The 12,033-nt window shown below is 65.2% G+C and carries 10 protein-coding genes; 2 read left to right on the plus strand and 8 right to left on the minus strand.

Annotated features, from left to right (window positions below):
• Window positions 1-493: 493 nt before the first annotated feature.
• The 4 genes from tyrS to ACX80T_RS08135 form a co-directional block, all read right to left on the minus strand.
• Window positions 494-1,834 (minus strand): tyrosine--tRNA ligase, encoded by a 1,341-nt coding sequence (tyrS, locus tag ACX80T_RS08120; protein WP_019483385.1) that lies wholly within the window; start codon window positions 1,832-1,834, stop codon window positions 494-496.
• A gap of 13 nt (window positions 1,835-1,847) precedes the next feature.
• Window positions 1,848-4,100, minus strand: coding sequence for a HelD family protein (locus ACX80T_RS08125; RefSeq protein ID WP_024476451.1), 2,253 nt, complete (start codon window positions 4,098-4,100; stop codon window positions 1,848-1,850).
• A 76-nt stretch (window positions 4,101-4,176) separates the two neighbouring features.
• Window positions 4,177-4,728 (minus strand): adenine phosphoribosyltransferase, encoded by a 552-nt coding sequence (locus ACX80T_RS08130; RefSeq protein ID WP_237742115.1) that lies wholly within the window; start codon window positions 4,726-4,728, stop codon window positions 4,177-4,179.
• A complete protein-coding gene (locus ACX80T_RS08135) occupies window positions 4,725-5,360 on the minus strand; it encodes a DNA-3-methyladenine glycosylase (protein ID WP_024476449.1) in 636 nt (211 codons plus the stop codon). Before ACX80T_RS08135 ends, ACX80T_RS08130 begins: the two co-directional genes overlap by 4 nt.
• A gap of 93 nt (window positions 5,361-5,453) precedes the next feature.
• Between ACX80T_RS08135 and ACX80T_RS08140 the strand changes: the two genes are divergently transcribed.
• Both ACX80T_RS08140 and ACX80T_RS08145 read left to right on the plus strand, forming a co-directional pair.
• On the plus strand, window positions 5,454-7,073 hold the full coding sequence (locus ACX80T_RS08140) for an AlkA N-terminal domain-containing protein (RefSeq protein WP_459304145.1): 1,620 nt from the start codon (window positions 5,454-5,456) through the stop codon (window positions 7,071-7,073).
• Complete coding sequence (locus tag ACX80T_RS08145; protein ID WP_024476447.1) at window positions 7,070-7,615, plus strand: methylated-DNA--[protein]-cysteine S-methyltransferase; 546 nt, start codon at window positions 7,070-7,072, stop codon at window positions 7,613-7,615. The genes ACX80T_RS08140 and ACX80T_RS08145 overlap by 4 nt, the downstream gene beginning before the upstream one ends.
• Here the strand turns inward: ACX80T_RS08145 and ACX80T_RS08150 are convergent.
• The 4 genes from ACX80T_RS08150 to ACX80T_RS08165 form a co-directional block, all read right to left on the minus strand.
• On the minus strand, window positions 7,588-8,463 hold the full coding sequence (locus ACX80T_RS08150; protein WP_019483391.1) for an SRPBCC domain-containing protein: 876 nt from the start codon (window positions 8,461-8,463) through the stop codon (window positions 7,588-7,590). The two genes, ACX80T_RS08145 and ACX80T_RS08150, sit on opposite strands and share 28 nt — an antisense overlap.
• Before the next feature lie 61 nt (window positions 8,464-8,524).
• The gene (locus tag ACX80T_RS08155) at window positions 8,525-9,286 is read right to left on the minus strand and encodes a maleylpyruvate isomerase family mycothiol-dependent enzyme (RefSeq protein ID WP_024476445.1); all 762 of its coding nucleotides are present in this window, start codon (window positions 9,284-9,286) and stop codon (window positions 8,525-8,527) included.
• A 53-nt stretch (window positions 9,287-9,339) separates the two neighbouring features.
• Entirely contained in the window at window positions 9,340-10,776 is a 1,437-nt protein-coding gene (gene argH, locus ACX80T_RS08160) for an argininosuccinate lyase (protein WP_019483393.1), read from the minus strand.
• Between the two features lie 2 nt (window positions 10,777-10,778).
• Window positions 10,779-11,981, minus strand: a complete 1,203-nt coding sequence (locus ACX80T_RS08165) for an argininosuccinate synthase (RefSeq protein WP_019483394.1) — start codon at window positions 11,979-11,981, stop codon at window positions 10,779-10,781.
• Between the last annotated feature and the right edge of the window lie 52 nt (window positions 11,982-12,033).

Below are 12,033 nucleotides of genomic sequence, written 5' to 3' on the forward strand. Positions count from 1 at the left end.
AACTCTCCGTAAATGCATTACAGACACGCACCCACCACCAGGAAAAACCAGTAAACAGGCACGCGCAAAATTCGAAACCAGCCAAAAACAACCACACAACACCACGGGGTGGCATCATGCAGCCAAATTCAACCAATCAATAAAACAATCGGTATCAACAAACATGGCACACTATTGAGTTCTCAAACAACAGGCGCAATTCGTATTATCTGTAAATAATCTTTCTATTTACATTTCCTCGCTGCGACTTATCTAAAGTTATTCCATCCGCATTCTCTTTGTCAAATCCGCGTTATTTCCGGATTTCGGCAAAAACAACCGAATGAGCCGACGAAAAGTTGAGGTAATTCTGGCTTCTGTGCAAAGCACATGCCGGAGCTACCTGTAAATTTTCGAAGGGGGTGGTTGCCACTCAGTGGCGGCAACTCATGAAACATTACACGTGGATCTGGGTGCACGCAAATCGTCCTGCTGCGCGCCTGAACCAGGTGGTTTAGGCGGGTGCGACGTCCACAGTGGCGAGCGTCCGTTTGCCCCGGCGAAGGACCAGGTACCGCCCATGCAGGAGCGACTCGGGGCCCACAACAGTGTCAGGATCCTGGACTTTGGTGTTGTTCACGTAGGCACCCCCTTCCGAGACGGTGCGTCGTGCGGCTGAGTTACTTGCCGACAGCCCGCTAGCCACCAACAGATCAATAATCCCCAGACCAGCAGTCGACACGGTGGCAGTGGGTAACTCGGCAATTGCCGACGACAGGGTGGTCTCGTCGAGTTCCGACAGTTCACCTTGACCGAAAAGCGCTGCGGACGCGGCAATGACCTTCTCTGTTGCGTCCACGCCATGCACCAACGAGTTCACCTCGAAGGCAAGCGCGCGTTGCGCCTCCCGCAAGTGCGGCCGTTCGTCGGCAGCGCGGCCCAACGCTTCGATTTCCTCACGGGATTTGAACGTGAACACCTTCAGCCTTCCCACCACATCAGCGTCGGCGGTGTTGAGCCAGAACTGGTAAAAGGCGTACGGGCTGGTCAGCTGGGCATCGATCCAGATGGCGTTGCCCTCGCTCTTGCCGAACTTGGTGCCATCCGAGTTGGTAATCAGCGGCGTCCCGATAGCGTGGACGCTCTTCCCCTCGGCACGCCTGATCAGGTCCGTGCCGCTGGTCAGGTTGCCCCACTGGTCTGAGCCGCCCGTCTGCAGGGTGCAACCGTAGCTGCGGTAGAGCTCCAGGAAATCCAGGCCCTGCAGAATCTGGTAGCTGAACTCGGTGTAGCTGATCCCGGCGTCGGAATTCAGCCGCGCACTGACGGCGTCCTTGGCGAGCATGGTGCCCACCCGGTAGTGCTTCCCGATTTCACGCAGGAAATCAATAGCACTCAGGGGTGCCGTCCAGTCGAGGTTGTTGACCATCCGGGCAGGATTGGACCCGGTGAAATCGAGGTATTTCTCGACCTGTCCCCGCAGCTTCTCGACCCACTCCGCCACCGTTTCAGGAGTGTTGAGTGTCCGTTCGGAGGTGGGTCGCGGGTCACCGATCAAACCGGTGGACCCCCCAACCAGGCCGAGCGCACGATGGCCGGCGAGCTGCAGCCGGCGCATGGTGAGGAGCTGCACCAGGTGTCCGAGGTGCAGGCTCGGTGCAGTCGGGTCGAAACCACAGTAGAAAGTCACCGGGTCCCCCGCAAGGGCTTTTTCGAGCGCTTCCTCGTCGGTGGACACATGAATCAGTCCACGCCACTTCAGTTCCTGCCACACATTGGCGAAAGCTGGGTCGTTGCGCTGGGCGTTCAGGAGTTCGGCGAGGCCGTGGTCTGTGGTTTCTATTTGCTGGGACACAGACTCTAAATTATCAGTCCTCGATGCCCGCCGGTATTTCGCCCGTGGCAATCAGGCGCAGTCGCTGGGTAGGTCGCGTCATCGACACGTACAGGTCGCCGACACGGATGGACCGTGGGTCGAGCATTTCTGCTGGTTCCAGCACCACGACGCCGTCGAACTCCAGCCCCTTCGCCTCCCGGGGACTCGTGACCACAATGTCCTGACCCATGCTGCCCGCACCGAAGCCGATCCGCTGACCGTAGACTCCGGTCAGAGCGGACCGCACCTCCGCCAGGAGTCGTTCGGGGGCAATGATGGCAAGCAACCCGCCCTCCACCGCACTGAGTTCTTCGGGAAGAGCCTGCAGGAGCGCCGGAATCAGTTCAGGAACCCGGTCCACGATCGGGGCCCACCGGCCTTCTCGGACAGCCTTGGGTGCCGAGACCACCAGGCCCGCGGCATTGGCCATCCGGGCCGCCGCCTCGGCAATCTGCGCCGGTGTGCGGTAGTTGACGGTGAGCTCCTCGAGCTGCCACCGCTCCCCCACGAACGGTTCAAGCGCCTGCTGCCATGAATTGGAGCCCGCGGCCGAACTGGTCTGGGCAATATCACCCACAATGGTGAACGATTTCAGGGGGCAGCGGCGCATCAGCACCCGCCACTGCATGGGGGATAGTTCCTGGGCCTCGTCGACCACAATGTGGCCAAACGCCCATGTCCGGTCGACTGAGGCGCGTTCAGCTGCGCTCAGCCGGGCTTCGGTGACTGCATTGTGGTCCGCAAGGTCTTCAGCGCTGAGCACACCATCGACCCCTGAATCCGCCAGCGACTCGTTGACATTCTCGAGGGTTCGTTCGGCGTTTGCCAGGTCGCGGCGACGCTCCTGGTCCCGGGCCGCTGTGTCCCGACCCGCTGAGGGATCGAGGTCGCCGAGCAGTTCGGCTGCCTCGTCCAGCAACGCCACGTCGGCTTCGGTCCACGGTGCACCTGCTGGTCGGGTGAGGTGGCCCACCTCCGCGTCGCTGAAGCCAGGGGCTGCAGCGGCAAGGATGCCGGGCTTGGTCAATAGTTCAGCGACGAATTTCTCTGGGGTCAGCGGCATCCAGGCCAGGTTCAACGCGATCCGGACGTCGCGCGAACTGCGCACGTCTTCTGCCAGGTAGGACCGGTCAGCGGTATTGCCGGCGCCCGACGATTCCTCAAGCTGCTCGGTGAGTTGTTCGGTCAGCTCGCGCAGGAGGATCTTGACGAACGTCACCCGGGCTTCGTTATGGGGTTTCCCGGTGGCCCGGGCGCGGTCGCGTGCCTTGCGCACCTGCCGGGGGGAAAGGGTCAGGATGGTTCCCTCGACATTGAGACGCTTGTCCTGGTCGGGGACCCGTTGGCGGTTCGCCAGGGCTCGCTTCAGCACCTCGACCATCTCCAGGCGGCCCTTGATCTCTGCTGCTTCCTCGGTGGGCTCCTGTATGGCAGTGATGCCGGGCATCAGGCTGCCGATGCTCGCCATCACCACGCCGGTTTCACCCAGCGACGGGAGCACCCGCTCAATGTATTTCATAAACGCGTTGGTGGGTCCCACCAGGAGGACGCCAGCCGACTTCAGCCGTTCACGGTGCGTGTAGAGCAGGTAGGCGGCGCGGTGGAGCGCAACAGCTGTCTTGCCGGTTCCCGGGCCACCCTGTACGACGACGACGCCCTGCAGCGGCGCCCGAATCACCCGGTCCTGTTCGGCCTGGATGGTTCCGACGATGTCGGACATTTGTCCGGTGCGCTTGGAATTGAGGGCGGCGAGCAGCGCACCCTCACCCTGAAGTGATTCATCTTCGGTCAGGAGGGCTGCATCCAGCACATCATCTTCAATGGCAAGGACGTTCCGTCGGGACAGAATCAGGTGACGACGACGACGAACGCCCATCCGCTCGAAAGCGGTCGCCTGGTAGAAGGTACCGGCTTCGGGTGCACGCCAGTCGACCATCAGCTGTTGCAGGTCCTCGGTGGACAACCCGATCCTGCCGATGTACCGCTCATCCCCGTCGTCAAGGTCCAGCCGGCCAAAGACGAGCCGGTCGTCGACGGCGTTGAGCTGGGCCAGCCGATCCTCGTACATCGTGGCGAAAGCGTCGCGTTCGGACCGGTTCTGGTGGGAGCCGGCCGACAGGGAACGGCGCACCTCTGCCAGCTGCCCGCGCTTCTCGTCACGGAGTTCATCGAGCCGTTGGTAGAGTCCCGCCACGTAGCCGCGCTCATGGTCGAGTTCGTTACGGGCCGTGGATGTGTGATGCATTATGCGTTTCCCTCTCGCCAAAGGCAGACCGTCAATTCTACAGTGCAGCTGGCACTTTTGGCATGGTCGGTGAATCCTATGAGGCCACCACCGTGTGCACTGGGTACTGCTGGACTTTCAGCCGTCCCTGCAACCCGGTGAGTTCCAGGACCACCGCGCAACCGACAACCTCGGCTCCGCACGATTCGAACAGGGCGGTCGCCGCGGCCAGGGTGCCCCCGGTGGCCAGCACGTCGTCGAGCACCAGCACCCGCGTCCCCGGGGCGACGTCGTCCTGATGGATCTCCAGCTTTGCCTCCCCATACTCGAGGCTGTAGGACTCGGAGAGGACCGGCCGGGGCAGCTTTCCGGGTTTGCGGACCGCCAGCACTCCGGTGCCGGTCGCGTAGGCGACGGCGGCGGCCAGCAGGAATCCGCGTGCCTCAATCCCTGCGACGAGGTCGAAGGTGCCGGTGAAGGGTTTGACCAGGTCATCGATGACGGCACGGAATGCGGGTCCATCGCTAAACACCGGGGTGAGATCGCGGAAGCTGATTCCCGGCCGGGGAAAGTCCTGAACGGTCAGACAGAGTTGTTCAACATAGTCCTGAGCTGTCGTCCCGGAGATTGTGGGCACTGAATTATTCACCCGTTAACTGTACGGGGTATACGGGGCTTCGCCGCGCGGTACCGCGACACGGTGGGGTCGTCGGTGAGCCAGTACCGCCAGGGATATTCACTGCCCCCGCCCACGCCGGCGACTCCGACGCGGGGGCCACTCGACACGAGGTCCGGGTCCACCGGTGCCGCAGGCAGGGTCAGGGTGAGGGGCGCCGCAAACAGGTCGGCGCCGTCAAGTTTCCGGTTCAGTCCGAGCGCCTGAGCCAGGCGGGCTGGTCCGCGGGCCAGGTCGACGTCGTGTCGTGGAGACTTCCGCCGTTCCCGGGCAACCTCGAGCCCTTCGACGATTTCCCCTGCCCGCAGCAGCAACCCGGTTGCCTGACCTGCCTCGCCGCAGACCACATTGGCGCAGTAGTGCATACCGTAGGTGAAGTAGACATAGAGGTGGCCGGGGTTACCGAACATGGTGGCGTTCCGTGCCGTCTGTCCGCGGAACGCGTGCGATCCCGGGTCGTCGGCACCAAGATAGGCCTCCACCTCGGTGATGCGGACGGCAACGCGGCCGGTGTCGTCGTCGTGGGTCAGGGTGCTCCCCAGCAGCAGGGGCGCAACCTGGGTGGCGGGCAGGGCCAGGCGGTTTCTGTCGGGGGTCGCAGTCACGCACACGACGGTAGCAAACCCTGCAGCCACCCCACCCACGCTGATGTCCGATTTCCGCTAGCTGAGGGCGGTTCAACCTGCAACGATGGGTGGATGGACTTCTGGCAGCAGTATCGGGCAATCGACTCGCGGGACGCGCGTTTTGACGGCCAGTTCGTCACAGCTGTGGCGACAACGAGAATTTACTGCCGGCCGTCATGCCCAGCGAGAACCCCCAAGCCCGCCAATGTGCGTTTCTACCAGACCTCGGCGGCCGCGCACCAGGCCGGGTACCGTGCCTGCAAACGGTGTCTCCCAGAGGCGGTCCCGGGCACCCCGGACTGGAACCTGCGCTCCGATGCTGCGGCCCGCGCCATGCGGCTGATCTCCGATGGAGAGGTGGACCGGACCGGCGTCACGGGACTGGCAGCGCGGCTGGGTTATTCAAGCCGCCAGTTGAACCGGATCCTGCATCAGGAGTTGGGCGCCGGCCCACTCGCCCTCGCCCGTGCCACCCGCGCCCAGACCGCACGGTCACTGCTCACGGCTACCGGCTTGAAGTTTTCGGACATTGCCTTCGCCGCCGGGTTCAGCAGTATCAGGTCCTTCAATGACACCGTGCAGGAAGTGTTTGCGCTCACCCCCTCCGATCTTCGCGGCCGTGCGAAAGCCGCCGGCGACAACACCCCCAGCCGCCCGACTGGTACCACCCCGGCTGGTACCACCCCGGCTGGTTCAACCCTGACTGGTTCACCCCTGGCTGGTACCACCCTGGCGGGTTCAACCCTGGCGCTGACCCTCCCCCTCCGCGCCCCCTACGACCCCGGCATCTTCGAGTTCCTGCGGCTCCGAGCGGTCGACGGCGTGGAGCACGCAACCGATGGGGTGTACGAGCGGTTGCTGCAGCTGCCGGGAGGACAGGGCAGGTTCAGCGCACGCCTGACCACGGCGCCCAATGGCGTGCCTGCGCTGGCTGTGACAGTGACCGTGGAGAAGTTGCCCGACCTGCCGGTGCTGTTGTCCCGGATTCGCCGGCTATTCGATCTCGACGCCGACCCGCAAGCCGTCGACGGCGTCCTGGGCGCCGACCCGCTGCTCGCCGACCGGGTGCACCTCCTTCCCGGGATCCGGCTGCCCGGGGCCACCGACCCCCACGAGATTCTGATCCGCGCGCTCATCGGTCAGCAAATCACTGTCAAAGCCGCCCGGGGCACGCTGCACCGGCTCGCGGCGCTCGGTACCGCGTCGACGCTGGTCCCCCAACCGGGCGCCAGCACGCTCCACCGGCTCTTTCCCACCCCGGCTCAACTAGCCGACGGCGGCGCCGAGCTCCTCACCGGCCCGGCTCGACGTCGTGAAAGTATTCTGCGGGTCAGCGCAGCCCTCGCCGAGGGGAGTCTGCACCTTGGGGTGGAGGACAGCGTCGCCGACCTGAAACGCAAACTCCTCCCACTTCCGGGCATTGGTCCCTGGACCGTCGGCTATGTGGCACTGCGCGTGCTCGGTGCCCCCGATATCCAGCTGGACAATGACGCAGCCCTGCGCACCGGTTGGGCCGCCCTCCCGGGACAGACCGGACCGGTCCACCCGCGGCAGCTCTCGGCGTCCATGGAACGCTTCAGCCCCTGGCGCTCCTACGCCACCATGCACCTCTGGCGCCTGGCTGCCAGCCACCCTGCGACCCGCACCCCCGCAACCCCCGCAACCCCACCAGTGAAAGCAGCAACCCCATGACCCTCGATGCCCCCACCGTGGTCCGGCAAACCACAGTCCTCACCCCTGACGGTCCGTTCACCATCCTGGAGCAGGGCGGCGTTGTGCTCGCGTCTGGCTGGACTTCGGAGCTGGCGGAACTGACCGGGCAAATCCATCCGACACTCCGTCCCACCGACCCACCACGTGAGGTGGCTCCCGCCGAGCTTGGGCCCATCGCTGCGGCAGTCGACGCGTACTACGACGGCGACATTACGGCGATCGACTCGGTGCGAGTGCAACAGGTGTCGGGACCGTTCCGCAGCCACGCGTGGGACATGTTGCGCACTGTTGAGCCGGGCCGGCCGGTCACCTACGCGCAGTACGCCTCGCTGGCGGGCAATGCCAGCGCGGTGCGCGCGGCAGCCGGCGCCTGCGCCAAGAACGCTGCGGCGCTCTTTGTACCGTGTCATCGGGTGATCCGCACCGATGGCTCCCTCGGCGGCTTCCGGTGGGGGTTGGCGGTCAAGACCAGCCTGTTGGCCCGCGAGGCGGCTCACTCAGCGGCGGTGTTGGCCCGGTAGAAGTCCTCAAGCACTCGCAGTTTACGGACGCTGATGTGAGGGGTATCGCCGTCGATATCCACTCCCACCGCATCAAGATGGGCATGCCAGCGGGCCATCAGTGCTGCGGTCTCGGTGGGGTCTTCCACCACATGTCTGACGGTGACAATGGTGGAAGAGCCGGCGGCCGTGAAGTCCACCTCCGCCTGCTCGACCCGCGGCTGCTGCGACGGATCCGCGGTCACCGCGTCCTTCACCCTGGGCAGGGTCGCTTCGAAGCGTCGATCGAAGTGGATCATGGTGACCCCGTCGGCGATCTCCAGTTCACCCATCGTGTGGGAGAGCTGGTATTTGGTGGCGTACGCGTCCCGTAACGCAGCCCAGTCCGCATCCGGGCCGGGCGTCCTGCCGGCAGCGATGGCGTCGAGGGTGTCCAGGATGAGTTGCCAGCCGGCAGCACCCTCGGTGAGGAAATCTGCGGTTTCCGATCGGACCCGCAACTGCAGCAGGGCACCGCCGGCGCAGTCAAGAACCCGCCATTCCAGGATTGATTCGAGCCCCATGTTGTCGTCCCAGGTGACCTGGAGGCTGGTGGGCGGGTTGAGTTGAAGAACAGTGCCGGTGGACGGGTCGCCGCCCATATCCAGCGCATATTCCTTTCCGAGTTCCCAGCCGGGTGTCAGCTTCCCAAGCCACTGGGCGAGCCGTGCCGGTTCGGTGAGAAGGTTCCAGATGTAGGAGCGCGGATAATCGAACTGCCGGTCGAACGCCAGCACATACCCGTCCCTCAACCGTTCAACACGGCCCAGCGGCTCGGCACGGTGGGACGCCGATTCGCGCTGCAACTCGCCGGTGAGTTGGGATTCCATGCTGCCTCCTGGGACAGGATGCTCCCAACCTACAGCAGGCACCTACCGTTCCGGAAGGGTGTTACTGGGGCGAGACCGCTGCCGGCCAGGGTCCCAGCTCCGGCAGGTCAACTGTGTCGGCGTCTTCGGCCGCATCGGTGGCTTCCAGACCACCGACGGGTTCGCGACCCGCAAGCCACGCGGCGATGTCCTGCAATGCGCCGGTCACGACGACGGTGTGGGCGGCCTCCGAGGTGTCGTCGGAACCGGGCGCCTGGACTGTGATCGCTTCCTCGCCCATCGGCTGCAGCTTCAGGACAGTTCCCTGTGGGACGCGGGCTGCAAGGAAATCGATGAGGTAATGGCAGAAGCGGTCGCTCCAATCCCGGGTGGTGGTGCCGGCATCGAGGTCGGACGCGTGGATCACCAGCTCCCGCCACAGCGCCAGGGCGGCGTCGTAGACAGTCCCATTCCGGAAGGAGACTTTTGCCTCCCACTGGTCGCGGGCGTTCTCGAACGCGCCGACGGCGGCGTCAACCGCCGCCACCAGTGCTTCCTTCTGCTCGGCGGCCGGGCGCTGGGCCCTGGCCTCGATGGATTGGACCCGGCCCTCGTACCCGCCGTCGTAAAGCTCGATCAGGTTGCCCTGCATCGCATGCTCGACCTGCCGCTGCATGGCGCGCGAGATCCCTTCCGCGTGCGCGACCACGTGGGCCCGCGACCAGCCGGGCAACGCGGTAGGTTCGCCGAACGAACTGTCGTCGATCCCCTTCACTGTGGTCTTCAGGTCCTCACCGGCAACGGCGAGCCCGGCTGATACTTCGCGGATGAGATGCTCAATCACTGTGGGTCCTTTTCGTCTGGCCCGGTCAACGGGCGGCTGCACTAGATCCTGTCCTAGAGCGTACCCCGCACGTCAGTCAGGAAGCTGGCAACGCCTGCCAGCTCCTGCCGGAGGGCCTGCAGCTGGCGCTGCACCGCCACCGGGGCCGTGCCGCCCTGGGAGTCTCGGCTGTTCAGGGAACCCTCGACCGTCAGGACCTCGCGGACACCCGGGGTGAGGTGCTGCGAAATGGACGCATAATCCGCGTCACTGAGGTCCCACAGCTCCACGCCACGGCCCTCGGCCAGCCGGACGGCTGCACCGGAGAGTTCGTGGGCTTCCCGGAAGGGGACCCCCTGCCGGACCAGCCATTCGGCTACGTCGGTCGCCAACGCGAAACCCTGGGGTGCGAGGGACGCCATCCGTTCGGTGTTGAACGTCAACGTGGCGATCATGCCGGAGACTGCTGGGAGCAGCACTTCCAGCGTGTCGGTCGCGTCGAAGACCGGTTCCTTGTCCTCCTGGAGGTCACGGTTGTAGGCCAGCGGTAGCCCTTTGAGGGTGGCGAGCAGCCCCGTGAGGTTGCCGATCAGGCGGCCCGCTTTGCCCCGCGCCAGTTCAGCGACGTCGGGGTTCTTCTTCTGCGGCATGATCGATGACCCGGTGGAATAGGAGTCATGCAGGGTGACGAAGGAGAACTCCTTCGTGGCCCACAGGATCACCTCCTCGCTGATCCGGGACAGGTCCACCCCGATCATTGAGGCGATCCACGCGAACTCGGCGTAGACATCCCGCGCCGCCGTCCCGTCGATCGAGTTGTGGGTCGCCGAGGCGAAACCCAGCTCCGCCGCGACAGCCTGCGGGTCCAGCCCCAGCGAGGATCCCGCGAGGGCGCCGGAGCCATAGGGCGACACGGCCGCCCGTTTGTCCCAGTCCTGTAGCCGCTGCACATCGCGCAGCAGCGCCCAGGCATGGGCGAGCAGGTGATGGCTCAAAAGCACGGGCTGGGCATGCTGCAGGTGGGTGCGGCCCGGCATCGGAACCCTCAGATGGTCCTCGGCCTGTTGTACCAGCGCCTCAATGGTGGCCAGCACTCCGGCCCCGACGATCCGGGCGTGGTCCCGCAGATACATGCGCCCCAGGGTGGCGACCTGGTCATTGCGGGAGCGGCCAGCGCGGAGCTTGCCGCCCAGCTGGACGCCGGCACGTTCGATCAGGCCACGTTCCAGCGACCCGTGCACGTCCTCGTCCGATGCGGCGGGCGTGTACGCGCCGGAGCGGACGTCGTCGTCGAGGGCGTCGAGGGCGGCGAGCATGCCGGTGAGTTCGTCGTCGTCGAGCAGGCCCGCCCGGTGCAGGACCCGGGCGTGCGCCCGGGACCCGGCAATGTCATACACGGCCAGGCGCCAGTCGAAGTGGGTCGACTTGCTCAGGGCGGCCAGCGCGTCGGCGGGTCCGCCGTCGAACCGGCCGCCCCAGAGGGCTCCCTCGTTGGTGGAGGCTCCCGCCATCGCTACTGACCCGCCCGCTCGTCGCGGCCGGAGGCCACCTTGGAGGACAGACCGAAGATCTCGATGAAGCCGCGGGCCATTGACTGGTCGAAGGTGTCGCCGGTGTCATAGGTGGCCAGGTTGAAGTCGTACAGCGAGGTCTCGGACTTGCGGCCGGTGACCGTGGCGCGGCCGCCGTGGAGGTCCATCCGGATGTCCCCGGAAACGTATTTCTGGGTGTCGTCGATGAACGTGTCAAGGGAGCGCTTCAGCGGGGAGAACCACTGGCCGTCGTAGACCAGCTCGGTCCAGCGCTGGCCGACGGTCTTCTTGAACCGGGCCTGCTCGCGTTCCACCGTGACGTTTTCCAGCTCGCGGTGCGCGGCGATCAGGGCCATGGCGCCGGGCGCCTCATAGATTTCGCGGCTCTTGATGCCGACCAGGCGGTCCTCCACGATGTCGATCCGGCCCACGCCCTGGGCGCCGGCGCGGCGGTTCAGCTGTTCGATGGCCTGCAGGGGGGTGACTGCGACGCCGTCGATGGCGACGGGGATGCCCTCACGGAAGGTGATGGTCACCTCGTCGGCGGCCGGGGAAAACTCGGGCGAATCGGTGTACTCGTAGACGTCCTTCGACGGGCCGTTCCAGATGTCCTCGAGGAAACCGGTCTCGACGGCGCGACCCCAGACGTTCTGGTCGATCGAGAACGGGTTCTTCTTGGTGGTCTGGATCGGCAGGTTGTGCTCCTCCGCGAAGGTGATGGCCTTGTCCCGGGTCAGGGCCAGGTCACGCACGGGGGCGATGCAGCGCAGGTCCGGGCCGAGGGTCTGGATGCCCACCTCGAAACGCACCTGGTCGTTGCCCTTGCCGGTACAGCCGTGGGCCACCGTGGTGGCGCCGAATTCACGGGCGGCCGCCACCAGGTGCTTGACGATGACCGGGCGGGAGACCGCCGAGACCAGCGGGTAGGCGTCCATGTACAGGGCGTTGGCCTTCAGTGCTGGCATGCAGTAGTCGTTGGCGAACTCGTCGCGGGCGTCAGCCACGTAGGCTTCGACGGCACCGCAGTCGAGGGCACGCTGGCGGATCTCCTCCAGGGATTCACCGCCCTGTCCAACGTCGACGGCGACGGCGATGACCTCGGCGCCGGTCGCTTCGGCGATCCAGCCGATGGCTACTGAGGTGTCGAGTCCGCCGGAGTAGGCGAGGACAATGCGTTCAGTCATGGGTTGTGCTCCTAGGGTGTTGAGGTTGATTTTGTCTGAAAGAGGCAAGAAA

It is taken from the genome of Arthrobacter sp. Sr33 (assembly GCF_054511195.1).